The sequence below is a fragment of the Amycolatopsis sp. NPDC004772 genome (assembly GCF_053601215.1).
In genome coordinates this window covers 22,668-47,095 of record NZ_JBSGBK010000038.1, presented here as the reverse complement: position 1 = coordinate 47,095, position 24,428 = coordinate 22,668, and the positions used below count along the sequence as shown (strand labels likewise).

The 24,428-nt window shown below is 71.0% G+C and carries 24 protein-coding genes and 3 tRNA genes; 15 read left to right on the top strand and 12 right to left on the bottom strand.

The features are described 5' to 3' along the window. The first annotated feature begins 6 nt into the window (after positions 1-6). The 4 genes from ACWEF6_RS23030 to ACWEF6_RS23015 all read left to right on the top strand — a co-directional run bounded on the left by ACWEF6_RS23030 (position 7) and on the right by ACWEF6_RS23015 (position 6,676). Positions 7-1,137 carry a sensor histidine kinase gene (locus ACWEF6_RS23030; protein ID WP_449684834.1) on the top strand — a complete coding sequence of 377 codons (1,131 nt, stop codon included), beginning with the start codon at positions 7-9 and terminating at the stop codon, positions 1,135-1,137. Between the two features lie 191 nt (positions 1,138-1,328). Next, entirely contained in the window at positions 1,329-2,738 is a 1,410-nt protein-coding gene (locus tag ACWEF6_RS23025) for a hypothetical protein (RefSeq protein WP_449684833.1), read from the top strand. A gap of 29 nt (positions 2,739-2,767) precedes the next feature. Next, on the top strand, positions 2,768-3,709 hold the full coding sequence (locus tag ACWEF6_RS23020; protein ID WP_449684857.1) for a glutamate ABC transporter substrate-binding protein: 942 nt from the start codon (positions 2,768-2,770) through the stop codon (positions 3,707-3,709). A gap of 150 nt (positions 3,710-3,859) precedes the next feature. Further along, positions 3,860-6,676 (top strand): tetratricopeptide repeat protein, encoded by a 2,817-nt coding sequence (locus tag ACWEF6_RS23015; RefSeq protein WP_449684856.1) that lies wholly within the window; start codon positions 3,860-3,862, stop codon positions 6,674-6,676. Positions 6,677-6,742: 66 nt separating this feature from the next. On the opposite strand, the gene ACWEF6_RS23010 is transcribed toward ACWEF6_RS23015, so the two are convergent. Continuing rightward, positions 6,743-7,336 carry a PaaI family thioesterase gene (locus tag ACWEF6_RS23010; RefSeq protein ID WP_449684832.1) on the bottom strand — a complete coding sequence of 198 codons (594 nt, stop codon included), beginning with the start codon at positions 7,334-7,336 and terminating at the stop codon, positions 6,743-6,745. Positions 7,337-7,561: 225 nt separating this feature from the next. On the opposite strand from ACWEF6_RS23010, the gene ACWEF6_RS23005 reads away from it, so the two are divergent. Next, entirely contained in the window at positions 7,562-8,896 is a 1,335-nt protein-coding gene (locus tag ACWEF6_RS23005) for an MFS transporter (protein WP_449684855.1), read from the top strand. A 64-nt stretch (positions 8,897-8,960) separates the two neighbouring features. On the opposite strand, the gene ACWEF6_RS23000 is transcribed toward ACWEF6_RS23005, so the two are convergent. The 5 genes from ACWEF6_RS23000 to ACWEF6_RS22980 all read right to left on the bottom strand — a co-directional run bounded on the left by ACWEF6_RS23000 (position 8,961) and on the right by ACWEF6_RS22980 (position 11,946). Further along, positions 8,961-9,215 carry a hypothetical protein gene (locus tag ACWEF6_RS23000; protein ID WP_449684831.1) on the bottom strand — a complete coding sequence of 85 codons (255 nt, stop codon included), beginning with the start codon at positions 9,213-9,215 and terminating at the stop codon, positions 8,961-8,963. A gap of 2 nt (positions 9,216-9,217) precedes the next feature. Further along, the gene (locus tag ACWEF6_RS22995) at positions 9,218-9,691 is read right to left on the bottom strand and encodes a hypothetical protein (RefSeq protein ID WP_449684830.1); all 474 of its coding nucleotides are present in this window, start codon (positions 9,689-9,691) and stop codon (positions 9,218-9,220) included. A 5-nt stretch (positions 9,692-9,696) separates the two neighbouring features. Continuing rightward, positions 9,697-10,251: a SigE family RNA polymerase sigma factor gene (locus tag ACWEF6_RS22990; RefSeq protein ID WP_310968013.1), complete on the bottom strand. Its 555-nt coding sequence runs from the start codon at positions 10,249-10,251 to the stop codon at positions 9,697-9,699. A gap of 4 nt (positions 10,252-10,255) precedes the next feature. Beyond that, entirely contained in the window at positions 10,256-10,567 is a 312-nt protein-coding gene (locus ACWEF6_RS22985; protein ID WP_449684829.1) for a hypothetical protein, read from the bottom strand. 167 nt (positions 10,568-10,734) lie between these two features. Beyond that, on the bottom strand, positions 10,735-11,946 hold the full coding sequence (locus tag ACWEF6_RS22980) for a L,D-transpeptidase (protein WP_449684828.1): 1,212 nt from the start codon (positions 11,944-11,946) through the stop codon (positions 10,735-10,737). Positions 11,947-12,402: 456 nt separating this feature from the next. Between ACWEF6_RS22980 and ACWEF6_RS22975 the strand changes: the two genes are divergently transcribed. Next, on the top strand, positions 12,403-12,606 hold the full coding sequence (locus ACWEF6_RS22975) for a cold-shock protein (protein WP_003097368.1): 204 nt from the start codon (positions 12,403-12,405) through the stop codon (positions 12,604-12,606). A 105-nt stretch (positions 12,607-12,711) separates the two neighbouring features. Here the strand turns inward: ACWEF6_RS22975 and ACWEF6_RS22970 are convergent, their stop codons facing one another. Next, positions 12,712-13,152 (bottom strand): hypothetical protein, encoded by a 441-nt coding sequence (locus ACWEF6_RS22970; RefSeq protein ID WP_310968010.1) that lies wholly within the window; start codon positions 13,150-13,152, stop codon positions 12,712-12,714. 806 nt (positions 13,153-13,958) lie between these two features. Here ACWEF6_RS22970 and ACWEF6_RS22965 point away from each other — a divergent pair. The 7 genes from ACWEF6_RS22965 (at position 13,959) to ACWEF6_RS22935 (ending at position 16,930) form a co-directional block, all read left to right on the top strand. Then, entirely contained in the window at positions 13,959-14,213 is a 255-nt protein-coding gene (locus ACWEF6_RS22965; protein WP_310968009.1) for a hypothetical protein, read from the top strand. Positions 14,214-14,362: 149 nt separating this feature from the next. Next, complete coding sequence (locus ACWEF6_RS22960; protein ID WP_449684827.1) at positions 14,363-15,139, top strand: SCO6745 family protein; 777 nt, start codon at positions 14,363-14,365, stop codon at positions 15,137-15,139. 117 nt (positions 15,140-15,256) lie between these two features. Continuing rightward, a tRNA-Glu gene (locus ACWEF6_RS22955) sits at positions 15,257-15,329 on the top strand. Positions 15,330-15,350: 21 nt separating this feature from the next. Then, a tRNA-Asp gene (locus tag ACWEF6_RS22950) sits at positions 15,351-15,424 on the top strand. 31 nt (positions 15,425-15,455) lie between these two features. Beyond that, a tRNA-Phe gene (locus ACWEF6_RS22945) sits at positions 15,456-15,529 on the top strand. Between the two features lie 236 nt (positions 15,530-15,765). Further along, positions 15,766-16,116, top strand: a complete 351-nt coding sequence (locus ACWEF6_RS22940) for a YciI family protein (protein WP_449684826.1) — start codon at positions 15,766-15,768, stop codon at positions 16,114-16,116. Between the two features lie 22 nt (positions 16,117-16,138). After that, entirely contained in the window at positions 16,139-16,930 is a 792-nt protein-coding gene (locus ACWEF6_RS22935) for an arylamine N-acetyltransferase family protein (protein WP_449684825.1), read from the top strand. Here the strand turns inward: ACWEF6_RS22935 and ACWEF6_RS22930 are convergent. Continuing rightward, positions 16,924-19,245: a sensor domain-containing protein gene (locus tag ACWEF6_RS22930; protein ID WP_449684824.1), complete on the bottom strand. Its 2,322-nt coding sequence runs from the start codon at positions 19,243-19,245 to the stop codon at positions 16,924-16,926. The genes ACWEF6_RS22935 and ACWEF6_RS22930 overlap by 7 nt on opposite strands. A gap of 65 nt (positions 19,246-19,310) precedes the next feature. Continuing rightward, a complete protein-coding gene (locus ACWEF6_RS22925; RefSeq protein ID WP_449684823.1) occupies positions 19,311-20,036 on the bottom strand; it encodes a rhomboid-like protein in 726 nt (241 codons plus the stop codon). 169 nt (positions 20,037-20,205) lie between these two features. On the opposite strand from ACWEF6_RS22925, the gene ACWEF6_RS22920 reads away from it, so the two are divergent. Further along, positions 20,206-20,745 (top strand): hypothetical protein, encoded by a 540-nt coding sequence (locus ACWEF6_RS22920; RefSeq protein WP_449684822.1) that lies wholly within the window; start codon positions 20,206-20,208, stop codon positions 20,743-20,745. Here ACWEF6_RS22920 and ACWEF6_RS22915 read toward each other — a convergent pair whose 3' ends face one another. Both ACWEF6_RS22915 and ACWEF6_RS22910 read right to left on the bottom strand, forming a co-directional pair. Beyond that, complete coding sequence (locus ACWEF6_RS22915; RefSeq protein WP_449684821.1) at positions 20,746-21,192, bottom strand: pyridoxamine 5'-phosphate oxidase family protein; 447 nt, start codon at positions 21,190-21,192, stop codon at positions 20,746-20,748. It abuts the gene before it with no gap. Positions 21,193-21,254: 62 nt separating this feature from the next. Then, positions 21,255-22,460 carry an alkaline phosphatase gene (locus tag ACWEF6_RS22910; protein WP_449684820.1) on the bottom strand — a complete coding sequence of 402 codons (1,206 nt, stop codon included), beginning with the start codon at positions 22,458-22,460 and terminating at the stop codon, positions 21,255-21,257. Positions 22,461-22,542: 82 nt separating this feature from the next. Here ACWEF6_RS22910 and ACWEF6_RS22905 point away from each other — a divergent pair, with 82 nt between their 5' ends. Further along, positions 22,543-23,082 (top strand): TetR/AcrR family transcriptional regulator, encoded by a 540-nt coding sequence (locus ACWEF6_RS22905; RefSeq protein ID WP_449684819.1) that lies wholly within the window; start codon positions 22,543-22,545, stop codon positions 23,080-23,082. On the opposite strand, the gene ACWEF6_RS22900 is transcribed toward ACWEF6_RS22905, so the two are convergent. Then, the gene (locus ACWEF6_RS22900) at positions 23,069-24,400 is read right to left on the bottom strand and encodes a nucleobase:cation symporter-2 family protein (protein ID WP_449684818.1); all 1,332 of its coding nucleotides are present in this window, start codon (positions 24,398-24,400) and stop codon (positions 23,069-23,071) included. The genes ACWEF6_RS22905 and ACWEF6_RS22900 overlap by 14 nt on opposite strands. Positions 24,401-24,428: the final 28 nt, after the last annotated feature.

Here is a 24,428-nt window from a genome sequence, read left to right as displayed (position 1 = left end):
GGGATCATGGACGCCGTGCCGAAACGCCTGCCCGACACCATCGCGCCGAGCTGGCTGGTGGTGCAGCTGCTCGGCACGCTCTTCTTCGCCGCCACCCTCCTCACCGCCCGCGAAACCGACCCGCGCATCTGGACCGCGTACGGCGTCGCGACCGCGGGCTGGCTGGGCTTCGTCCTGCAGACACGGCGACGGCCGAAGACAGCGGCCGCATTGCTCGCCGCCGCCAGCGCGCTGCCGGCGGCGATCGTCGGCTGGGCGGGGGACTCGTCGGCCATCCTGCTGTCCGTCATCGCTCTCGGCCGGCTCGCGACGCTCACCTCGGTCAGCGTCGGCACGATCCTCGCCGCCGGCCTCCTGGACGTCGCGCTGGCCGTCACGTCGCACGCGCTCGCCGGGTACTCCCTCGGCGAGTCGCTCGCCGACGCCGGCGTGATGCTGCTGCTGGTGCTGCTCGGCCTCAACCGCCGCCAATACGAAGTGCAGGCGACCCAGAGCCAGGCGCTGCTGGAGCAGACGCGGCTCGCCCAAGCCGAGCACGCCCGCGCCGCCGCGCTCGACGAACGTGCCCGGATCGCCCGCGAACTCCACGACGTCCTCGCGCATTCCCTTGGCGCGCTGGGTGTGCAGCTCGAACTCGCCGAAGCACTGCTGGCCGAAAAGTCCGATGTAGACGGTGCATTGCGATCCGTCCGGCGATCGCGGAGTCTCGCTGCGAACGGGCTGGCCGAGGCGCGCGACGCCGTCGCCGCGTTGCGCCAGGATGTCCCGCCGCTGACCGAAACCCTCGCCGCGGTGGCCGCCGCGCACGCCCGCGACCACGGCGTCGCCGTGGACTTCGCCGCCGACGGCGCACCGCGGCCGCTCCCGTCCGCGGCGGTCGTCGCCCTGGCCGGAGTCGCACGCGAAGCCTTGACCAACGCCGGTAAGCACGCCCCCGGCGAGGACATCCGGATGCGGCTGAGCCACGCGCCCGGCGTCGTCCGGCTCGACGTCCGCAACACGCTCGCGGCGTTCACCCGGACAGGTGAAGGATTCGGCTTGGCCGGCATGCGTGAGCGGCTCGCCCTCGCCGGCGGAACGCTGACGTCGGGCCCCGGCGACGGCCACTGGCGCGTCCTGGCGGAAGTCCGGACCTGATCACCGGTGTGCCCGGGAACACATCCGCCCAGATCACGTGCTGATGACAGCGGGCGGTGCCGGTGGCTGCGCGCGCGGCGACTCGGCTACCTTCTGCGGGTACGGCTCACAGCGATCTTTTTCGGGGGCTCCGGGAGGCGAAGCCCCCGGCCTGGGGCGATGCCCCGGATGGCAGGGGGAGGAATTCGGGGATGACCAGCACCGCGACGGCCCCGGCGCCCGCGCCGGGAGCTCCGCCGTCGCCACCGGACAACCGCGACCGCACCGGGGGCCGCAGCGGCCTGCTCGGGCTGCTCGACCTGCCGGGCCAGGGGGGCCGCGCGGTCATCCGGTCGGCCGCGACCACGCCCGGCCGGCTCACCGTGATCGCCGTCGGGCTGGTGCTGCTGGCGCTGGTCGCCGGGCTCGTCGCGACGCTGTCGGTGCAGGACCGCGACGACACGATCAGCGGCGTCATCGACCGCCGCGAGCCCCTGGCCGCCGCGTCGCAGCAGGTCTACCGCTCGCTCTCGGACGCCGACGCGACCGCCGCGAGCGCGTTCCTCTCCATCGGCACCGAGCCGCCCGAACTCCGCCAGCGTTACGAGCGGGACATCGCCGAAGCCGGCGCCGCGCTCGCCAAGGCCGCGTCCGACAGCGCGGACGTCGCCGCCGCGGCCGCCCCGGTCGACATGCTGAACCAGCAGCTGCCCGTCTACACCGGGCTCGTCGAGACGGCCCGGGCGAACAATCGGCTCGGCTACCCGGTCGGCGCGTCCTACCTGCGCGAGGCGTCCGAGCTCATGCGGGCGAAGATCCTGCCTGCCGCCCAGGACCTCTACCGCGTCGACACCGAGCGGCTCATCGAAGAGCAGGACAGCGCCACCGGATTCCCGTGGCTCGCCACGATCCTGGTGGCCGCCCTCCTGGCCGCGCTGATCGTCGCCCAGGTCTACCTGACCCGGCGCACCAACCGGCTGCTCAACGTCGGGCTCGTCGTCGCGACGGCCGCCGTCGTGGTGTCGCTGCTGTGGGGCGCGGTCGCGCTGATCGTGCAGGGCAGCCTGGTCGGCAGCGGCCAGGACGACGGTTCGCACCGCGTCGATGTTCTCGTCCGAGCGCGGATCGCCGCGCTGCAGGCCCGCGCAGACGAAACGCTGACGCTGGTCGCCCGCGGCGACGGCGGCACGTACGAGAAGGACTTCAGCGCCAAGGCGGTCCAACTGGTCGGCGAAGACGGCCAAGGTGGTCTGCTCGGCGAAGCCCGCGGCCTGATCAAGGACGGCGCCGGCGCCACGAAGATCGCCGACGCGTCGGCGGCCGCGACAGACTGGCTGAAGGCGCACCGGCAGGTGCGCGCCCAGGACGACGCCGGGGCGTACCAGGAAGCCGTCGACTCCGCCGTGCAGGAAGACGCGAAAGGTGGCTCCGCGCCGGCGTTCCGGCGGCTCGACGACAGCCTCCAGGCGGCCATCGACGTCGGACGGCAGGACTTCGTCGACGACACCCACAACGGCGACCGCGCACTGACGCTCCTCGCGCCCGGTTTGGCCGTGCTGGCGATCGTCGCCGCGGCGGGTGTCACCATGGGGATCCGGGAGCGACTGAGGGAGTACCGGTGAACAGGCGCGGGAACACGGTCCGGGCGGGTGTGCTGGCGGTCGTCGCGCTGCTGGCGGCGTCCTGCGGCAGCCCCGGGAAACCGGTCGACCCGGCGCCGGTCGGCAACGCGGCCTGGCCGCAGCCCGCGCACGTCGGCGGCCCGGACGCGACGGCGGGCGGGACCTCCGACACGAGCTGCAACCCGCTGGCCAGCCTGTCGCCGACCAGCACGACCGTCCCGGACAACTCGACGATGTCCGACATCCGCAAGCGCGGCAAGCTGATCGCCGGCGTCGACCAGACCACCTACCTGTTCGGCTTCCGCAACCCCACCTCGGGCAACCTCGAGGGCTTCGACATCGACATGGTCAACGCGGTCGCGAAGGCGATCTTCGGCTCGGCCGACGGCCACGTCCAGTTCCGCGCGATCCCGTCGTCGCAGCGTGAAGAGGTCCTGAAGAAGCACCAGGTCGACATCGTGGTCCGGACCTACAGCATCACCTGCGCGCGCAAGAAGGACGTCGAGTTCTCCTCGGTGTACTACGTGGCGGGCCAGAAGATCCTGGTCACCAAGGAGTCGAAGGCGCAGAAGCTGGCGGACCTGAGCGGCAAGCGGGTGTGCGCGACCAAGAAGTCGACGTCGCTGGCGAAGATCGCGACGGATCCCGCCAAGCCGGTGCCGGTTTCGGTGGACAACTGGTCGGACTGCCTGGTGATGCTCCAGCAGGGCCAGGTCGAAGCGGTGTCGACCGACGACACCATCCTCGCCGGGATGGCCGCCCAGGACTCGACGCTCGAGGTCCGCGGCGAGCGGCTGACCCAGGAGAACTACGGCATCGGCGTGCCGAAGGACCACGAGGACATGGTCCGGTACGTCAACGCGGTGCTCGACCAGCTCCGCGGCAACGGCGTGTGGCAGGACAGCTACCGCCGCTGGGTGGAAGCCCGGCTCGGCCCGGCTTCGCCGCCGTCGCCCCAGTACCAGCAGTGAAGGTAACTCAGCGCGACTAGGATCGATCTCCGCACGTCGCAGGGGATCCGGGAGGTAGCAGTGTCGGAGGAGCCGCGCCGTCCTCGGCACGCCGCGCCGGACGACGAGCCGCAGCAGGTGGCCACGCCGAGCTGGCAGCCGCCGCCACCGGTGCGGTGGGAGACGCCGGAGCCGTCGATCTCGGGCCGCCTCGACGACGGCGAACCGGCCGGGCAGGCACCCGGGCGCCGCCCGCCGACGCCGCCGCGCGGGCAGCCCCGCCCGCTGATCCCGGGCGCGGAAGATCCGACCCGCCCGCCGGGCAGCATCGCCCCGGTCGCGCCGCCGACGCAGGCGTTGCGCCCCGACGGAGGGGCGCCGCAGCCGCCGAACGTGCCGGTGGCGCCGAACGTGCCGGTGGCGCCGAACGTGCCGCAGCCGCCGAACGTGCCGGTGGCGCCGAACGTGCCGGTGGCGCCGAACGTGCCGGTGGCGCCCTCGGCGCAAGCCATGCGCCCGAACTCCGACGCGCCGCAACCGCCGACGCAGGCCGGGCGGCCGAGTCCCGATGCGCCGCAGCCGACGCAGGCCGTGCGCCCGAATTTCGATGCGCCGGTCGTCCCGTCGGCGCAGGGCGTGCGCCCGGATCCTGATGCGCCGCAGCCGACGAGCGTTCTTGCCGCGCCGGCGCCGGAAACCCAGAGCATCATGCCGCCGGTGCCGCGGCCGGACACCGGGCCCGGGGCGCCGCTGCCCGATCCGGGCACCGAGAGCGTCCTGCCCGAGCGCACCAGCGAAGGCCGGCACACCGGCACCGGCACGGGAACGGGCACCGGAACGGGGACCGGCAGCGGCTCGGACTCCCGGTCCGGCGCGTTCCCCGGCACTTCGCGGCGGACGTCGTCGCGGACGTCGCGGTCCCGTCGCGGCCGGCTCGGGGCCGGGCTGGTCGAGGTGCCGCCGGTTCCCGCGCGCGATCCCGCGTCCGCGGTGCTGACGAATCCGGTGGTGTCGGAGGAAAAGCGGTTCTGCGGCAGCTGCAACGCGAAGGTCGGCCGCGGCAAGGACGGCAAACCCGGTTCGCCGGAAGGAAAGTGCGAGAACTGCGGTGCGCCGTTCTCGTTCCTCCCGAAGCTGCAGCCGCACGAGCTCGTCGGTGGCCAGTACGAGGTCCTCGGCGCGATCGCCTACGGCGGTCTCGGGTGGATCTACCTGGCGCAGGACCACAACGTCAGCGACCGCTGGGTCGTCCTCAAAGGACTGATCGACACCGGGGACGCGACGGCGATGGCGGCCGCGGCCAACGAGCAGCGGTTCCTCGCCGAGGTCGAGCACCCGAACATCGTCAAGATCCACAACTTCGTGCAGCACCCGGACGCCCACAGCGGGACGACCACCGGCTACATCGTGATGGAGTACGTCGGCGGCCAGTCGCTGCGGCAGCTCGCGCTGGCGCACCACCGGGAAAGCCGCCGTCCGGAGCCGCTGCCGATCGGCCAGGTCATCGCCTACGGGCTGGAAATCCTGCCCGCGCTCGGCTACCTGCACAGCCAGGGCCTGCTCTACTGCGACCTCAAGCCGGACAACGTCATCCAGACCAACGAGCAGCTCAAGCTGATCGACCTCGGCGCGGTCCGCCGCACCGACGACTACGAGAGCCCGCTGTTCTTCACCACCGGCTACAGCGCACCGGAACTGCCGACGCAGGGCGCGTCGGTGGCGTCGGACCTGTTCACCGTCGGGCGCACGCTCGCCGTGCTCAGCTTCGAATTCACCGGCTACACCAGCAAGTTCAAGACCACCCTGCCCGGCCCGGACGCCGTCCCGCTGTTCGCGCTGTTCGGTTCGTACCACCGGTTCCTGCGGCGGGCGACGCACTCCGACCCGGACCGGCGGTTCCTCTCCGCCGAGGAGATGTCCGACCAGCTCACCGGGGTGCTGCGCGAGATCATGGCGCTCGGCACCGGCAAGCCGCGGCCCGGCGTGTCCACGGTGTTCGGCCCGGAGAGCCGCACGTTCGGCGTGCAGCTGGTGGTGCCCGAAACCGGCGCCAGCGTGCCGCTGCCCGGCGCGGACGAGGTCGTCGCCGGGCTGCCGATCCCGCAGGTGGACACGGACGACCCGGCGGCGGGCGTGCTCGCCACCACCACCGCGCTCGACCCGCGGGCCGCCATCGAGGCGCTGGCCGGCGCGCCGCGGGAGTCGATCGAGGTGCGGCTGCGGATCGTGCGCGCCCGGATCGAGCTGGGCGAGTTCGCGGAGGCCCAGCGGCAGCTGCAGGCCGCGCAGTACCTGGCCATCAAGAACGGCTTCCCGCACGACTGGCGGATCGACTGGTACCGCGGCCTGATCGAGCTCGCGGGCGGCCGTTCGCGGGTTGCGCACGTCGCGTTCGAAGCGGTGTACGACGACCTACCGGGCGAGATCGCCCCGAAGCTCGCGCTGGGCATCAGCGCCGAAGGCGTCGGCGACTACTTCGCCGCCGCGCGGTTCTACGAACTGGTCTGGCGCACCGACCGCACCTACGTCAGCGCCGCCTTCGGCCTCGCCCGCGTGTACCTGGCGCAGGGCGCGCGGGCGAGCGCGGTCGAGGTGCTCGAAACCGTGCCGCCGTCCTCCACCCACTACGTCGACGCGCAGGTCGCGGCCATCAAGATCAAGACGACCGCGACCAAGGCCAACGGCCGCGAAACCCCGGTCACCGAGCACGACCTGCTCGACGCGTCGGCCCGGCTCGAGCGGCTCCGCTTGGACGCCGAACGCCGGACGCAGCTGTCCGCCGGTGTGCTCGAAGCCGCACACGAATGGCTCAAGCAGGGCAAGCCGACGCCGGGCGCGCGGGTGCTCGGGTGCCAGCTCGAGGAACGCGAGCTGCGGTTCGGCCTCGAACGGTGCTACCGGGCGCTGGCGCGGCTGGCGGGCACGGTCGACGAGCGCATCCAGCTGGTCGACCGTGCCAACGCGATCCGCCCCCGCACCCTCACCTGACGCCCTCGTGAGTGGTAAGGCGGGTTAGAACCCTCCTTACCACTCACGACCAGCAGCGGAAGAGGCTCAGGGGTTGATCTCCCAGTCGCGGGCGCCGCGCTCCCGCTGGTTCTTCTCGTGCTGCGCGGCCAGCTTCTCCAGCGCCTGCGAGTCACCGTGGGTGCTGAAGTGCTCGAAGCCGACGACGACGAACAACGCCCGCGCGCTGACCGCGATCGGGCCGTCCTCGGCGTCGAGGCGGCCGTCCGCGCTGACGTAGATCTTGCGGCCCGCGATGCCGTCCAGCCGGGTCTCGATGAACAGCGTCGAACCGACCGGCACCGGCCGCCGGAAGTCCGTCTCGAGCTTGCCGGTCACCGCCGGGCGGCGCATCAGGTTGCCGACCGTCGAGCCGAGCGCCTCGTCGAACGCGCAGGCCAGCAGCCCGCCGTGAGCCAGCCCCGGCGCGCCCTGGTGGGCCTTGGTGACGGTGAACCGCGAGTGCACCACCTGGCCCTCGCCGACGGTCGAACGCAGCTGCAGCCCGGCGTCGGCCTCGTCGCCGCACCCGAAGCACTCCCGGAAGTGCACGCCGAGCTCGGTGCCCGGTTCCGGCGCCTTCGGGTGCGGGACCGCGGGCTCCACCGCCACCGGCGGCCAGGGTTGAGGAACACGACTCATGCGCTGACGTTAACCGGCGGGTAACCGCCCCTCGCGCGCGCCCCGGCCGCCCACCTCTCTCAGTAGCCGGAAAGTTCCCCACCGTAGACAATTCACGGCTCAGACTGCCGAGGTGGGAGAGCCGGTCAAGACTGGGCTGATGAGCTCGAACGGCCCAATGGGCACTGCACGGGAGGAGTCGTCGCCGGCATGAGCGAACCAGCAGCAACGACGGGCAAACCGTCGGTGGACGAGAGAACCGTCAAGCGCGCCGTGTGGGCGTCGGCCATGGGCAACGCCACCGAGTGGTACGACTACGGCGTCTTCACCTCGGGCGCGATCGCGGTGAGCATCGGCACCCAGTTCTTCCCCGGCGAGGGGAACGCCGTGCTGAAGTCGCTGGCGCTGCTCGCCGTCGGGTTCATCGTGCGGCCGTTCGGCGGGGCGTTCTTCGGGCCGCTCGGCGACAAGCTCGGCCGCAAGCGGGTCCTCGCCATCACCATCCTGCTGATGTCCGGCTGCACGTTCCTGGTCGGCGTCCTGCCGACGTACGCCGGCAGCTACAGCATGGGCATCGCGGCGCCGATCGCGATCCTGCTGCTGCGGATCATCCAGGGCTTCTCCACCGGCGGCGAGTACGGCGGAGCGGCGACGTTCATCGCCGAGTACTCCCCGACGAAGCGCCGCGGCTTCTTCGGCAGCTTCCTCGAACTCGGCACGCTGGCCGGTTACGTGCTCGGCAACCTCGTCGTGCTCTCGGTGACGCTGTCCCTGTCGGCCGACCAGGTCGACGCGTGGGGCTGGCGGATCCCGTTCTTCGTCGCGCTGCCGCTCGGCCTGATCGGGCTCTACCTGCGGAACAAGCTCGAGGACACCCCCGAGTTCCGCCGGATGGAAGCTGCGGGCGAGGCGCCGAAGAAGGCACCGCTCAAGGAGATCTTCGTCCGCAACTGGCGGATGATCCTCAACCTGATCGGCATCGTCCTGCTGCTGAACGTCGCGGACTACCTGCTGCTGACGACGATGCCGACGTACTTCACCGACACGCTGAAGATCAACGACAACACCTCGACGCTGATCATCATCGCGGTCGAAGTCATCCAGATGGCGATCATCATCCCGCTCGGCGCGCTGTCCGACCGGATCGGCCGGAAACCGCTGCTGCTCACCGCGGCCATCGGGTTCCTGGTGCTGAGCTGGCCCTGCCTGAAGCTCATGCAGTCCGGCAGCATCCTGTGGCTGTTCGTCGGGTTCCTGATCGTGGCGATCCTGCTGGTGTTCATGCTCGCGGTGATCGGTTCGACGTTCCCGGCGATGTTCCCGACGCGGGTCCGCTACGGCTCGTTCGCGATCGGGTACAACGTCTCGACGTCGCTGTTCGGCGGGACCTGCGGCGTGATCGTGACGGCGCTAATCAAGAGCACCGGCAACGAGGACTGGCCGGCGTACTACCTGATGGCGGCGGCGTTGATCGCGATCCTCCCGATCATCAAGATCCCGGAGACGTCGCAGGTGCCGATGGACGAGATCGACACCGAGGACAGCGGCGGCAAGCCGGCCTCCGCGGCCGCTCAGCGCTGAGCGGCCGCCGGACAGCCGTGTGCCCCGCCCGGATCACCGGGCGGGGCACACGTGCGCCGGAGGGTCAGTTCGCGTCGTGGCGAGGAGTGAAGCGCTTGCGGGACCAGGCGGCGAGCGCCCCCGCGACCACGACGGCAATTCCGGTTTCGACGATCAGTGCGGCGAGCACCATGTGCTTCCTCCTCGGGTTCTCGGGCCGGCGCGAGGCGTCCGGCTGAGCAGGTTGTCCGGTGTCCGAGCGGAACACCACCGGACATATCGCCACCAACCCGCCGGATATTTCGCCGGAAACCCACAAAAGCGCGGTGATCTGCACCACGGCTAACGCGTGGTCGTCGCCGTCGGGGCCGCGGGCCTGGTCGCGTCCGGGGTCGAGGAAGGCGTGGGCACCCGCCCTGGGCGGGACGTCTCCCGCGGGCCCGCGGACGGCGCCTGCGGAACCGACGTCCGCGACGAGCGGGACCGGGTCTGGCCCGGCTCGGCCGTCGGCGACTCCGGCGCGATCGACGTCGCCGGCACCTCGGCCGACGTCGGGGGAGTGGTGCCGATCGTGGACAACCCGGGGCCGGCGGGCTGCACCGGCTCCGGCGGCCCCACCCGGTGGCCGGCCAGGAAACCGGCCACCGCGAGGACGACCGCCGTCGCGGCCGAAGTGCCCACGACGGCGAAGCGCTTGCGCCGTCGCCGGACCCGGCCGCCGCGCTCGATCACGTCGGCGGCTTCGAGGCGCATCGGCGGCTGCGGGCCGCCGGCCGCGCCGGTCAGGATCGCGCGGACGTCGTCTTCGGGGTCCATGTTCGTCACCTCCCCTCCGTGGGTGCGCTGAAGGTCAACGCACCGTAATGCGGACCGAGCCGCTTGCGCAGCGTGGCCAGGCCGCGGGAGGCCTGGCTCTTCACCGTGCCGGTGCTGCAGCCGAGCGCCTTCGCCGTCTCCTCGACGCTCAGGTCCTCGAAGTACCGCAGCACCAGCACGGCGCGCTGCTTGGGGGCCAGCACGGCCAGAGCCTGCCGGACCAGTTCGTCCTGGGGGCTCGCGGCGGGCTCCGCCGGGAGTTCCGGCGGAGCGTCGGTGAGCCGCTCCCGTTTCCACCTGCTGCGCCGGTGCTCGGCGAGGAACGTGCGCAGGACGATCTTGCGCGCGTAGGCGTCCAGCGTGTCGTGCCGCGACAGCCTCGGCCAGGCGAGGTAGAGCTTGAGCAGCGCGGCCTGCGTGAGGTCTTCGGCCTGGTGCCAGTCCCCGCAGAGCAGGAAGGCGGTCGATCGCAGGCTGTGCGCGCGCTCGCCGAAGTACCGGGCGAACTCGCCGTCCCACGGCGAGCCCGGCCCGGTCGACGGACGGGAGCGGGAGATCACCTGGTTACCGGGTCTCCCACACGGCCGGCAGGTGCAGGTCACCGGTGGGGCCGGCCGGGACGGCGCGGGGGACGCGCGGAGCCTGTCCGGTGCGGGCCGGCCGGGACGTCTCGCGCGGTGCGGGAACGGCGCTCGGCGTCTGCGGGCGGGTCCGGGTGGGCTCCGGGGCGGGGGCCACGGTCGGCTCGCCCGGCCGGGTCACCTGGGTCTGGGTCGGGGCCGGCGCCTGCGCCTCCGAAGCCAGCGCGATGCCACCGGTCAGGGCGCCACCGGCGAGCACGAGCGCGCCGAGGGTCAGGGCGATGCGGATACGCAAGACAGCTCCTCATTCTCGCGGGCGCGGCTGGGATCGCTGCGCCTCTGCCCTTAGTCATGCGGCGGGTGATCACCGGGGTTGCATCGGGTTTCGGGAATCTCGGGGGAAACGCGAACGGCCGGGAAGCCCGCAGGGGACTTCCCGGCCGCCCGGTGTTCGACGTCGGCTCAGTGGGCGAGCGCCGACAGCTTCTGCCAGCTCGCCCAGTCGTAGGTCCAGTCGCTGTAGTCGCCGTCCTTCGCGCTCAGCGTCTGCGTGCTGCCGGTGATCTCGACCGGGTCGCCGGTGAGAGCGCCGTCGAAGTACTCCTTGGCCCGCGCCGGCGAGAGGTTCAGGCAGCCGTGGGAGATGTTCTTCTTGCCCTGGGCCCAGACCGACGCCGCGAGGCCGTGGATGAACTCGCCGTTGTTGGAGATCCGGACCGCCCACGGCACGTTGACGTCCGTGTAGTTGTACCGGGGGTTGCTCATCGAGTAGGTCGCGTGCTTCGACATGACGACGTGCACGCCGCTGTGCGTGACGCGGCCCGGGTCGGAGTCGAGGCCGTAGCTCACCGGGTAGTCGGCGATCTGCTGGCCGTCGCGGATCACCTGCATCGTGTGCTGCGTGGTGTTGCCCTTGACGATCTGCGACCGCCCGATGGCGAAGCTGGCCGAGACGTCCTGCTTGCCGTACACGCCGTCACCGATCTTGACGCCGTAGATCTTGGCGTTGACCTTCACCTGCGTGTTGGGCTTGAAGTACTCCTTCGGCCGCCAGTGCACCGAAGCGTCGCCGGGCATCCAGGCCCACGAGCCCTCGGTCTTCGGCGTGGTCTCGACCGACAGCGCCTTCTCGACGGAGGCCTTGTCGGTGACGCGGCTCGGGAAGTTCAGCGCGATCGGCATCGCGATGCCGTACGTCTGGCCGTCACCGACGTTCAGGCTGGCCGCCATCTGCCGCTTCGGCTTGACCGTGGTGAACGCGCCGGCGATGGGGACGTTCTTGCCGTCGGCACCCTGCACCTGGCCGGTCCAGGTGTAGGTCTTGCCGTAGCCGAGCTGCTCGGTGGTGTTCCAGGTCTTCTTGTCCGGCGACGTCTGGCCCTGGACCTGCTTGCCGTCCGGGTTGGTCAGCGTGACGGACATGATCGTGCCGTCGGTGACCTGGACGCCGACCGGTTCGCCGGGCGCGACGTCCTGGGCGCCGCCCGCCGGAGTCACCGTCAGCTTGGCCGGTTGCGCGGTGGGGGCGGGCGAGCTGGTCGGGCCCCCGCCCGACGAACCGCTCGCCGAGACCGTCGGCTCGCTGCTGCACGCCCCCAGCGTGAGCACGGCGACCAAGCCCAGTGCCACGGCAGCGCCCCGGCGCCGCGTGGAGATCCTCACCGTCACACCCATTCCCCTTTGCCCCATTTGGTGCTTCCCCCTTCGAGACGCCCCGTGGACCAAGTACGTTGAGCAACCTTGGCGTGACTAACGTCACAATGGCCGGGAGGGGCTTTCACGGAGGGGGCACGGCCGACTCCGAGCCGTATCCGGTGATCACGGTGTCGCTGTGCTGCGCCAGACTAGCCGGTGGGTACGACAGAACCGGGCGGGTGCCCTACGACGTTCCGGTGACCTTGGTGCGCAGAGCCGGTTTTCGCCTCGATCACGGGGTTCAACTTTGGCCAGATCCCGGTAGTCTGCTCTCAGGCCGTCGTTTTGCGTGTTCGTGGCTTCACACTCGCGGAACTTCTGACGCGAGCCATGGAGCCGACCCGCTCTTGACTCGTCTCGTTGGAACCGCCCGGGACGGTCGGGGTGCCGCTTCGGTGGCATTCGAAGCGGATCTGTGTAACGAGGAGTACAGCGGTGGCGCAAGGCACTGTGAAGTGGTTCAACGCGGAGAAGGGCTTCGGCTTCATCGCGCAGGACGGCGGCGAAGGCGACGTGTTCGTTCACTACTCGGAGATCGAGGGCCGCGGTTTCCGCACCCTCGAGGAGAACCAGCGAGTGGAGTTCGAGGTCGGCCAGGGCCAGAAGGGTCCGCAGGCCCAGAAGGTCCGCGCGATCTGAAACTGAGGCTGAACAAGCCTCACAGGCCCGTTGCGCGTTTCAAGGCCTGAGCGAAGGGCCCCCGGCTTCCGCCGGGGGCCCTTTCTCATGGGGTCTGGTGGCGCGTCAGCGGCGTGCCACGGCCGGCGCGTCGAAGGCGTCGGCGGGGAAGTGGAACTCGTCGGTGAGGTCGCTGACCTCGCCGACGGCCTGCTGCCGCTGGTCGTGCAGGGAGGAGGCCTGGCCCTCCCAGTTGAGGCGTTCCAGGATCCATTCCTGGGCCAGCGCCTGCGGGGAGATCTGCCGCTCGGCGGCGATGTCCTTGAGCTGCTGGTTGGCGACGAGACTCATCCGCAGCTGGATGACCTGGGCTTCTCCGAACCGCTTGCCGGATCCGGTGCTCTCGAGGTCGTTGTCGGGGGCCAGCGCCGCCAGGTACGACGTGAGCTCAGTGTCCTCGACAACACCGTCGTCCACGGGCTTCGCGGCACCACGATGACGCCCGGAAGACGCGGCGGCTTTCAGGTTCGTGCGGCTGCTCAAGCGGCCAAGGGAGGGAAGAGGCACGAGGGCCACGATAACGTTTGGATCTCGCCACACAAACCACTGTGAGCTACAACACGCCACAAACATTCCCCATTCAGCCCAACCCCCACCCATTCAGCCCAACCCCCCACAACAAAGAGCAACCCCCAAATAACCCACCGAGTCGATCACCCCAAAACACCCCCGCCGAGGCGTCGCGAGCCATCGGATCGGGGCAAAAGGATGACGAGGGCACCCGCCAACGCCACCGACAGGGACCGCGGGTCACCAGAGGCGGGGTCATCAGACGCGGGGTCACCAGCAAGCGAAGCGCCAGCTTCGCGAGGCAAACAAGGTCCGACTCACCACCCGACTCGGCCAGACCCGCCAGGGCGCGCAGCGCCCGAGGCGAAAACGCAACCACGCTGGGTCGGCAACAGGCCGCACCGTGGGGGGTCCGGGGGGCTCGGCCCCCCGGGTCAGCACGCCGAAATGCTTGGGGAGGCGCAGGGCGAAGCCCGAGCACCCCCAAGAAATGGAGGACCCCCGCGCCAGGGGGAGGAACGCGGGGGTCGGAGGGGATCTCCACAGGCGCTGACCGGGGGTGTGTCAGCACTTCGATTGTTGCACGAGTTGGGTGGTTGGGCGAGTGGAGAGCGGGAAATTTCCCGGTGTGGTGTCACTTTGGGCGGGGGTGACGTTCGTTCGGGTGGGGTTCGTCTCCGGGTGTGCTGATTGCGCTGCGTTGAGCGGAGCGTGGCCTCAGGTTCACTCTCCGGGGGGCTGTGTGTGGTGGCCGGTGCTGGTTAGCCTCGCGGCCAAGTTGTTGTGAGCCGTGTGGAGGGGCTATGAGCGGGTCTGTTGAAGTGCGGCAGTTCCTCCTTCGGTACGAAGGTGCCGATGGGGGGAGTGCGCCGTTTGCCGGTGCGTTGCCGGCGCAGCGGAGTGGGGCGGCGGATGCGCAGCGGGTGTCGGATGATCAGGTCCGGCGGGCTCGGCTGGCGGTGGCGCATGGGGCGTTGGGGGTTGAGGACTGTGTCGAGTTGTTGGAGATGCTGGGGTTGAACCTGGATGAGGACGGGCAGGCGCCGGTTCAGCGTTGAGCGGGTGGGTCCGGCGTGGTGCGCCGGGCCCGTCCGGTGATATTTCCGCTGGTTGTGCTGCTTTTCTGGGAGTAATTGCCGGGTGGTCGTGTGCTGTTTGACGCAGGTTTCGTAACAGTGTTACGGTTGCTGTGTCGAAAGGGGCGGACATGACGACGGTCGAAGGTGTGGCGGGTCTAGCGAACCGGATCAGGCCGGTGGTGCAGGTGCTGGGCGGCAAGTTCATGACGTCGCCGGAGCTGGCCGCGGTCGAGGCGGAGGTCGGGCTGCCGCCGCGTTCGTTGTACGTGCGGGGGCGGTCGGCGGTGCTCGGGGACGTCCCGCCGAAGGTGGCCGCGGAGCTGTTCGGCATCTTCCCGCACTGGCTGTTCGAGTACGTCCTGCCGCCGGCGACGGCCGCCCTCGACGCGCCCGCAGCGGTCCGCGCCTACGCCGAGTCATCGGCCCGGTGGTCGCGCGTCAGCCTTTCGGCCGTATCGGAGCCCGCCCGCTTGGCGGAGCTGTTGTTCCGGGTCGTGGACGCCGCCGACGCGAGCGGCCTCGCGCTTTTCGCAGGATGGAAGAACACCGAGCGTCCGACGGGGGACGTCGAGCGCCTCGGCTTCGCGTTGATGGTCTTCCGCGAACTGCGCGGCGGCCTCCACTTCGCCGCCTTGCGGGCGCTGGGCCTGTCGATCCCGGAGGCGGTGATCGCGGACCCGGAGGGCGGCCGCGCGCGCCTCCTGCGCACGGCGTGGCCCGAGGACGCGGCCGACGAGCTGGTGACGTCGGCGGAGCGCAAGCCGGACCTGCGCGAACGCTGGCAGCGAGCCGAAGCGCTCACCGACGACCGGATCGGCGAACTGCTGGCGTCGGCGCTGCCGGAGCCGGAGCTGGCCGAGTTCGATCGCCGCCTGGCGGATCTGGCGGCGTTTGCGCAGGTCTGAGCTTCGCCGAGGGCTTAAGGAACCCCCGGTGCAAAGCGGTGGCGGCGTGCCCTATGCTTGTAATCGCTCCCAGGGGAACCTGAGAGCGCGGTCGGTCGGTCACCCGAAACCGGCCGGGCTCCCATCGTTCAGCGGCCTAGGACTCCGCCCTTTCAAGGCGGCAACGCGGGTTCGAATCCCGTTGGGAGTACGCAGTACAGTAGTGAAGCAAGGCCCTGTGGCGCAGTTGGTTAGCGCGTCGCCCTGTCACGGCGAAGGTCGCGGGTTCGAGTCCCGTCAGGGTCGCAAGATCGTTCGGCTCCTCGCCGGCGTTCCCGGCCAGGTAGCTCAGTTGGTACGAGCGTCCGCCTGAAAAGCGGAAGGTCGCCGGTTCGACCCCGGCCCTGGCCACACCTCAAAGAAGCCGTCTTGACTCCGGTCAAGGCGGCTTTCTTGTGTCTGGGGCCGATCGTGGCCGTGGCCGTTGTTGGCCGTCGCTAGTTGCACGTGTGGTGCACGGCGGGAGGGTGGCGCTAGGCCGAACGAGTGAACCCCGAGCACCCGTGTCCGGACCGGAGAGCCGGCCCCGACCACCCGGCGAACGGCAGCCCACCCGGGGCCGCCGCCCACACGCCGGGAGCCGGGCCATGCGTTACCTCCTCACCCTGCACATGAACCCCGCCCTCTGGGGCACCCTCACCGATGACCAGAAGAACGCCGTCTACGAAGGACACGGGGACTTCATCAAGCTCGTCACCGAGACCGGCGAAATGGTCGAGACCAAGGCACTCGCCGAGCCCGCCACCACCAAGACCGTCCAGGTCAAGGACGGCGTGGCGCACACCAAGACCGGCGGCTACGTCGAGTCCGAGGCCTTCCTCTGCGGCTACTACGTCGTCGACGTCGAAAGCGAAGACCGGGCCGTCGAGCTGGCCGCGAAGATCCCGGACGCCCAGTACACCGCCGTCGAGGTTCGGCAGGTCGTCCACGAAGGATGACGAACCGGTCCACCATGGACCCATGACCACCGAAGGGGAATGGGGCATCGGCGCCGTCGACCTCGACGCCTACCTCGCGCGCGTCGGGCAGCCTCGGCAGGCGCCGTCCGCGGCCGCGCTCAGCGAACTCATGCGGGCCCACGTCGATGCCATCCCGTTCGAGAACGTCGACGTCGTTCTCGGGCAGCACCAAGGGATATCGCTCGACGTCGTGAGCGCGAAACTCGTCGGGCGGCGGCGAGGCGGCTACTGCTACGAACAGAGTGGCCTCTTCGCTGCCGTCCTCGAACAGCTCGGGTACCCCGTGCACCGGCTCTCCGCGCGCGTCCAACCGCGGCGGCCCGGGCCCTACACGCACATGACCCTCGTCGTCGACGTCGACGGCGAGCAGTTCCTCGCCGACGTCGGGTTCGGAGCCGGGATCCTCGCGCCCATGCCGCTCGTCGACGGCCACGAGGTCGACCAAGCCGGGTGGCCGCACCGCATCCGGCGCAACGGCGAGTGGTGGACGCTGCAGAAGGGCGACGAGGACCTCCTCGAATTCCGCCTCAACGAGATGCACCCCATCGACTACGAGGTCTACCACCACTACACGTCCACGCACCCGAAGTCGCCGTTCACCGGGCGGCTGGTCGTCATGCGGATCGAGCCCGGCCTCGGCCGCAAGCTGCTCGGCCGCGAACTCACCGTCGAAAACCCCGATGGCCACAGCGAAACCACCACCATCACGCCCGACGAACTCGACCCGGCCCTCAAGGACCTCGGCATCGAACTGACGGCGGACGAACTGGAGCGGCTGAAGCGGGTCTACTGACCGAACAGCTCGGCCGCCGGCACCGGGCGGCCGAGGTGGTAGCCCTGCGCCTGGTCGCAGCCGAGCGCGCGGAGCAGCTCCACCTGCTCCGCCGACTCGACGCCCTCGGCGATCACCGTCAGGTCCACCGCGTGGGCCATCGCGATGATGCTCGTGACGATCGCCTCCGCGTCCCGGGACTCGGCGATCCCCGTGATGAACGAGCGGTCGATCTTCAGCGTGTCCAACGTCAGCCGGCGCAGCTGGGCAAGCGACGAATAGCCCGTGCCGAAGTCGTCGATCGCCAGCAGCACGCCCAGGGACCGCAGGGCCGCCAGCACTTCGCCGGCCGCTTCCTGGTCGCGCATCAACGCGCTTTCGGTGACCTCCAGGCACAGCGCGCCGGCCGGCATGCCGGTGGCCGCCAGCGCGTCCTGGACCGCCGGCACCAGGTGCGGGTCGTCGAGCTGGCGGGTCGACAAATTGACCTTCAACGTCAGGTCCAGACCTTGGCGAGCGCGCCGCGAAGCGAGTTCGCGGGTCGTCGCGCGCAGCATCTCCTTGCCGATCACGTTGATCAGGTCGCTCTCCTCGGCGAGCGGGATGAACTCCGCCGGCGAAATCGGGCCCTGCCGGGGGTGCGTCCACCGCAGCAGCGCCTCCACCGCGACCATCTCGCCGGTCCGCAGGTCGACGACCGGCTGGTAAGCGGGCCAGAGCTGGCCGTCGTGGACCGCGTCGCGCAGGTCCTGCTCCATCCGCAGCCGCCGCTGCATCCGCTCGCGCAGGCCGGCGTCGAAGAAGTGGTGGCGCCCGCGGCCGAGCGTTTTCGCCTGGTACATCGCGATGTCCGCGTCGCGCAGCAGGTCCTCCGCGCTGCGGCGGTCGTCGCGGCCGACGAGCACGACGCCGATGCTCGCGTCGAGGTGCAGCTGCCGGCCGAGGACGCCGAGCGGCTCGGCCAGCGCGGCCCGCAGGTGCTCGGCCAGCGCCCGGACCTCGCCCGGATCGGTGACTTCCGCGGTGACGACGACGAACTCGTCGCCGCCCAGCCGGCCGACCAGGTCGTCGCGGCCGGAGCTGCGGCGCAGGCGTTCCCCGACGATCCGCAGCACCTGGTCGCCCACCGAGTGCCCGAGCGAGTCGTTGATGACCTTGAACTTGTCCAGGTCGAGGAACAGCACGGTGACCGCGCCGCGCTCGCGGACGTCGAGCCGGCCGAGCACCAGGGTCCGGTTCGCCAGCCGGGTCAGCGGGTCGTGGGTGGCGTCGTGCGCGAGCTGCGCGCTGATCGCGCGGGTCTCGGTGATGTCGGTGAACGACGTGACCACGGCCATCGCCGCCGGGTCGTCCGGGGCGAGCAGCCGGGAGGTCAGCGACACCCAGACGTCGCGGCCGTCCGGCCGCCGCAGGCGCACGACAAGGCCGTTGTGCGTGACGCCGGTCCGCCGCGTCTGCACCGACGGCATCTCGTCCGGCGGGATCCACCGCCCGGACTCGGTGAACAGCGTCAGCGTGTGGCACGGGACGCCGAGCAGGTCGGCTTCGGCGACACCCAGGATCCGGCAGGCCGCCGGGTTCGCCGCTTCGATCAGCCCGCCCGGGCCCATCACCAGCACGCCTTCGTCGAGGGAGGCGACCACCGTGCGGTAGTTCTGCTCGGCCCGCCGCCGCGCGGTTTCGTCGGCGCAGACGAGCACGTACCCGTCGTTCATTTCAGCTGCCGAGACGCGGACGGCCAGGGGTGCCCCGTCCCGCCGCCGGTGCACCGCCTCCGCGACACCGCCGCCGCGCCGGATCTCCGGCAGGTCGAGCGACGCGCCGACGAGCTCGCTCGCCCGCCGCCCGACGGCCTCCGCCGCGGTCCAGCCGTACACCGCCTCGGCGGCCGGGTTCCAGCTGGTCACCACGCCTTCGCCGGTGGTCGCGATCAGTGCGTCGCTGACGTGCGAGACCAGCGCGGCCTGGTAGCGGAGGGCGTCGGCGGCCGCCTTCTTCGCCGTGATGTCCCGCATGACGACCTGGTAGGCGCCTTCGCCGAGGCGCACCACCACCGTCTCGACGGCGAACTTGCTGCCGTCCAGCCGCGACATCAGCGCTTCGACGGGCTCGCTCGCCTGCCCCGGCTCGGTCAGCCGGGCGAGCTCGCCGGTCACCGCGGCCCGCGCGTCCTCGGCGACGAAGTCGGTGAACCGGCGCCCGATGACCTCGTCGGCGGACCGCGCGGCGAGTGCATCGAGGGCGGCGCGGTTGGCGTAGGTGAGGACGCCGTGCTCGTGGACGCAGATCGCGTCCGGACTCAGCTCCACCAGTTCGGCGAGCGAGTCGGCCTGCATGTGCGTCCGTCCCCCGTGAAGTCGGCGTGTGGCCCGTCGATTACACCACCGACTCCCGCCCCTGCCTACCCGGCGGAATCCGGGCTCGGCCTGGGGATGCGCGCCCGCAGCCACGGCCCGCACACCAGCAGCCCGAAGTGCGCGGCGAACGCGTGGCCGAGCAGCGTGACGATCGAGTCGAGGCTCACCGGGTCGTCGCTCAGCCAGATCGCCGCGATGAACGCCTCCACCGCGGCCAGCGCAAGCAGGCGCGCTCGCCCGCGCAGCAGGAACACGAGCGCGCCGGCGGTGGTGAAGAAGCCGTAGCTGACCCCGATGTCGAGCCAGTGCCCGGCCGAGCCCGGCAGCACGTGCGCACTGATCAGGGCCATCACCGGCAGTTCGGTGACGAGCGTGGCCACGATGTGGCCGGAGAAGAACACCAGCGCCGTGCGGCGGGCGCCGAACCGGCGTTCGAGCGGCGCCACGGCGACCGCGAAGATCAGGACATACGGCAGCCAGCTTTCGCCGGGCAGCCAGAACGCGCTGCTCAGCAGCGAAGTCAGCGGCCGGCGCCACAGGTTGTGGGCGTCGGTGCTGGACAGCCGGAGCAGCCGGTCGGTCAGCGCCGGGTCGGCGAACTCGAGCAGCAGCGTCGTGCCCAGCAGGACGACCAGGTAGCCGAAGGCGAACGGCGTCGTCCTCGGGTTCGGGACGTACCGGAGCAACGCCCACGGGCTGCGGCGCGCGACGGCGATCGAGGGGACCGGCCGTTCCGCTTTCAGCAGCATGGACCGAGCTTCGGTGGTCATGCTGGGAGTATCACGAGCGTCAGCTTAGAAAACGCTGTGGATGTCACTCACCGTCGAAACTCGCATTACGTGACGAATTTTTGCCGGTGTTTCACCCGTTCGGGGGGCTTTTACGGTAAGAATACGGCCACGATGTCGGCCGAAAGGCCTCTCGGGAAGGTCTGTCGGGGTGAACGACGAGGTATCGGTCGCCGAGCTGCTCGTGCGCGAGGGCTGGGGCGACCGTCCGGGACCCGGCCAGTCACGCTGGCGGGTGGTCGCGGTGATGCTCGCCGTCATCGTGGGCTGCGGCGCGGCCGCGGCGCTGGTCGCCTTCAGCGGCAAGGAACGCCAGGACGCGTCCCCGGTCGACCAGATCCAGGTCATCCCGTTCCCGCAGCGCACCACCGGGCTGGGCGGCGCCGACCAGGCCACGGACTCGCCGCCGGACGGTGGGATCGGCGGCGGCACCGGCGGCGACGTCGTCACGGCGTCGAACGAGCACCGGGGCACCGTCACCGAGGTCCCGGGCCGCGACCCGGCCACCGAGCCCGGCAGCACCGGAACCGCGACACCGACCGCCACGCCGTCCGGCGCCGGCCCCACGACCTCCGGCACCGCGACGACGACACCGCCGGGCAACCCGCCGCCGTCCGGTGGTCACCCGCCGGCCCCGACCACCACGCCGCGGTCCGAACCGTCGTGCATCCTGGGGATCATCTGCTGGTGATCAGGCCAGCTGCTCGGCGAGGTCGCTGAAGTCCGCGGTGTTCCAGCGCTCCGGACGCATCACGATGGCAATGTTCTGCCCGTGCGTTCCGTCGGTCGCGTCGGTGTAGGCCTCGCTCACGCCCGGCGGCAGGTAGCGGGCCGCCATCCCGTGCCGCTCGGCCTTCGTCATCGGCCACGACTTCACCACCGGGCCCTCGACCGAGACGTACTTGTAGACGCCGTCCTGTTGCTGGACGCACAGAGCGAACCGGCCGGCCGCCTCGATCAGCCGGGCCTTCCGCGAGCCGGGTGACGTCATCACGACGACGTCGCCACCCGGCTCGTAGCGGTACCAGATCGGCGTGGTCAGCGGCGCCCGCCCGGGCTCGGCCGCGACGCTGAGCACGCCGACCTGCGGCTCGGCGAGGAACGCTTCGCGCTCGTCCTTGGTCATCTTGAGGGCCATCAGTTCTCCTTAAGGCCATCTTGTTTGCCTTAAGGTTAACGCGCTGAAGCAGCTAAAGCAATTCAGTTTGCCTTAAGGTGGGCGGCCTGGACCATCGCGCGGTAGACGTCGGTGTTGTCGAGAGTCCGGCCGAGCGCCCCGGCTCCCGGCCCGCTCGCTGTCACCGGGGTGTCCGCGCCGGTGTGGTCGCCGGACGTCCAGTCCACCTTGAACCGCAGGGCCGAGCCCGGCACCGGGAACGGCCCGTCCTCGTCGCCTTCGTTCGGCCCGTCGGCGTTCTCGACGCTCAGGCCGCCGGTCTCGTGGTCGCCGCCGACGATCACCAGCGTGTCCGGGTGGGTGCGGACGAACCGCAGCACCTCGGCGACCGTGGCGTCGAGCGCCCGGCCCGCGTCGATCACCGCGTGCGCGTTGTTCTCGTGCGACATTCCGTCGATGCCCTCTTCTTCGAGGAAGAGGAAGAACCCGCGCGGGTTGGCCGACAGCGTGTCCAGGGCCTTCTTCGTCATCTGGACCAGCGGGACGCTGGGCGCGTACTTGCCGACGCCGTCCGGGCCGTAGTCGACCATGTCCTCGTTGGCGAACAGGCCGAGGATCCGTGACGAGCGCGTCCGCTGCAGCTCCTGGGCGTTGCGGACGTAGGTGTAGCCGGTGCGCTGGGCCTGTGTGACGAGGTTCCCGTACGGGCTCCGGCTCTCCTCGCCGGGCTTGTCGGGCCAGGCGCCGGGTTCGCCCTTCGGGAGCCACCAGTCCTCGCCGCCGCCGAGCAGGACGTCGGGCCGGCTGTCGGCGACGTACTGCCGGGCGATGTCGCTCTGGGCGTCGCGGCTGGGCACGTGCGCGGCGAACGCGGCCGGGGAAGCGCCCGTGACTTGCGCGGTGGTGACCAGGCCGGTCGACTTGCCCGCGCGCTTCGCCTGCTCCAGCACGGTCTGCAGGGGACGACCGTCCGTGTCGACGCCGACCGCGCCGTTGCGGGTCTTGTGCCCGGTCGCCAGCGCCGTGGCCGCCGCGGCGGAGTCGGTGACGACCTCGTCCGGGTCGGCCGGGTCGGTGTGCACCAGCCCGGTGACCGGCAGCCGGTTCATCGCGAGGTCGCCGTGCCTGCCGAGGGTGGCCAGCCGGATCAGCTCGCGCTGGCCGGGGCCCATGCCGTCGCCCTGGATGTAGACGATGTTGCGCGCGGGGGCCGCGGCCGGCTCGGCCGCCGACGCCGTCACCCCGCTGCCGAACAGGACCACTGCCGCCACGAGCACTCCGGACCGCATCGCGCCTCCCAGGCTAATAGTTAGGAAACTTTCCTAACATAAGGCGCCGGTAGAGGCGAGGTCGTGACTCTAGGATGGGCGGATGACCCGACCCGGCGGCCGCAGTGCCCGCGTTCGCGACGCCGTGCACGTCGCCGTCGTCGAGCTGCTCGCCGCCGGCGAGATCGACGCGGCCATCCCGAAGATCGCCGAGCGGGCGGGCGTCAACCCGACCAGCATCTACCGGCGCTGGGGCAGCCGGGAGGCGCTGCTGCTCGACGCGGCGGTGACGCGCCTGCGGGCGACGTCACCGATCCCGGACACCGGTTCGCTGCGCGGTGACCTGCTCGGCTGGGCCGAGGGCGTCGAACGCGCGATGCGCGACCGGCACGGCCAGATCCTGCTCCGCGCGCTCGTCGCGACCCTGCGCCCGGACGAGAAGCCGCTCGAACACCTCCGTGCCCGCGGCGAAGACCTGCAGGCCACCCTCGACCGGGCCGCGGCCCGCGGGGAGCCGGTGCCGTCGGTCGACGAGGTGCTCGACTACGTCCTGGCCCCGCTCTACCTGCGCGTGTTGTTCCGGCGCCCGGTCGAGCCGGGCACCGGGGCCGAGCTCGTCGGCCGGCTGCTCAGGGCGCGTTGAGCAGGTCCGGCTCCGCGCGGCGGCCGAGGTGGTTGAACAGCAGGTTCAGCGCGAACGCGAGCACCGCCGCCAGGGTGATCGAGCTGCCGCAGATCGTCTGCAGCCAGGCCGGGAAGTGCTTGAAGAAGTCCGGCACGAACGCCGGCAGCAGGCCGACGCCGAGGGCCACCGCGACGATGAACGTGTTGTGGTTGCCGGAGAACTCGACCGTGCGGAGGTTCTGGGCCCCGACCGCGGCGACCATCGCGAACATCACGACCGCGACCCCGCCGACCACCGGTTCCGGGATGGCCGCGATGAACGCGCCGACCTTCGGCACCAGACCCATCAGCACCAGGATCCCGCCGGTCACCGCGACCACCCAGCGGCTGCGCACACCGGTCATCCGCACCAGGCCGACGTTCTGCGCGAACGCCGTGTCGGGAAAGGAGTTCATCACCCCGCCGAGCACGGCCGACACGCCGTCGGTGGCCAGGCCCCGCGCGAGGTCGGCGTCGGTGGGCGGGCGCCCGGTGAGCTCGCCGACGGCGATCATGTCGGCCGTCGACTCGGTGAACGTCACCAGCATGACCACGCACATCGAGAGGATCGCCGCGACCGGGAACGTCGGCGCGCCGAAGTGGAACGGCGCCGTGAGCCCGAACCAGCCGGCCGCGCGCAGGCCGTCCCAGTGCACCAGCCCCATCGGGATCGCGGCGACCAGCCCGATGGCCAGCGCGAGCAGCGGCCCGATCTGGTTGGCGAACCCGCGCAGCACGCGGGTGAACAGCACGAGCAGCGCGAGCACGCCGAACGCCAGCCCGAGGTGCGACGGCGCCGCGTAGTCCGCCGACGTGCTGTCGTGGCCGGCGATCATCGCCGCGCCGGGGCCGAGCAGCGAAACGCCGATGACCAGCAGCAGCGTCCCGGTGACCAGTGGCGGGAAGAACCGGATCAGCTTCGCGAACGGCCGCGCGATGAGCAGCCCGAACACGCCGGAGGCGAGCATCGCGCCGTAGACCGCGGGCAGGCCGTACTGGGACGCGATCAGGATCATCGGGTTGACGACGGTGAACGTCGCGCCCGCCACCACCGGCAGCCGGATGCCGAGCAGCTTCCCGATGCCGACGGCCTGGATGAGCGTGGCGATGCCGGCGACCAGCAGGTCGGCGTTGACCAGCAGCCCGATCGTCGCCGGGTCGAGCTCGAGCGCGCTGCCGACGATCAGCGGCACCGCGACCGAGCCGGCGTACATGATCGACATGTGCTGGAGGCCGAGGAGGGCGAGCCGCCCGGCGGGCAGGCCCCGGTCGACCGGGTGGACCGCGGATTCCGTCATGAGCGGACGGTAGCAAGCCGCGGGCGTG

Excerpts from the sequence above, each read along its gene's own strand:
- ACWEF6_RS22905 (WP_449684819.1), top strand. The coding sequence starts at position 22,543 with ATGACCCGACCCGGCGGCCGCAGTGCCCGCGTTCGCGACGCCGTGCAC.
- ACWEF6_RS22930 (WP_449684824.1), bottom strand. The coding sequence starts at position 19,245 with ATGCAGGCCGACTCGCTCGCCGAACTGGTGGAGCTGAGTCCGGACGCG.
- ACWEF6_RS22960 (WP_449684827.1), top strand. The coding sequence starts at position 14,363 with ATGACGACGGTCGAAGGTGTGGCGGGTCTAGCGAACCGGATCAGGCCG.
- ACWEF6_RS22935 (WP_449684825.1), top strand. The coding sequence starts at position 16,139 with ATGACCACCGAAGGGGAATGGGGCATCGGCGCCGTCGACCTCGACGCC.
- ACWEF6_RS22925 (WP_449684823.1), bottom strand. The coding sequence starts at position 20,036 with ATGACCACCGAAGCTCGGTCCATGCTGCTGAAAGCGGAACGGCCGGTC.
- ACWEF6_RS22980 (WP_449684828.1), bottom strand. The coding sequence starts at position 11,946 with ATGGGTGTGACGGTGAGGATCTCCACGCGGCGCCGGGGCGCTGCCGTG.
- ACWEF6_RS22900 (WP_449684818.1), bottom strand. The coding sequence starts at position 24,400 with ATGACGGAATCCGCGGTCCACCCGGTCGACCGGGGCCTGCCCGCCGGG.
- ACWEF6_RS22940 (WP_449684826.1), top strand. The coding sequence starts at position 15,766 with ATGCGTTACCTCCTCACCCTGCACATGAACCCCGCCCTCTGGGGCACC.
- ACWEF6_RS22915 (WP_449684821.1), bottom strand. The coding sequence starts at position 21,192 with ATGGCCCTCAAGATGACCAAGGACGAGCGCGAAGCGTTCCTCGCCGAG.
- ACWEF6_RS23025 (WP_449684833.1), top strand. The coding sequence starts at position 1,329 with ATGACCAGCACCGCGACGGCCCCGGCGCCCGCGCCGGGAGCTCCGCCG.
- ACWEF6_RS23010 (WP_449684832.1), bottom strand. The coding sequence starts at position 7,336 with ATGAGTCGTGTTCCTCAACCCTGGCCGCCGGTGGCGGTGGAGCCCGCG.
- ACWEF6_RS23030 (WP_449684834.1), top strand. The coding sequence starts at position 7 with ATGGACGCCGTGCCGAAACGCCTGCCCGACACCATCGCGCCGAGCTGG.
- ACWEF6_RS22965 (WP_310968009.1), top strand. The coding sequence starts at position 13,959 with ATGAGCGGGTCTGTTGAAGTGCGGCAGTTCCTCCTTCGGTACGAAGGT.
- ACWEF6_RS22995 (WP_449684830.1), bottom strand. The coding sequence starts at position 9,691 with ATGGACCCCGAAGACGACGTCCGCGCGATCCTGACCGGCGCGGCCGGC.
- ACWEF6_RS22910 (WP_449684820.1), bottom strand. The coding sequence starts at position 22,460 with ATGCGGTCCGGAGTGCTCGTGGCGGCAGTGGTCCTGTTCGGCAGCGGG.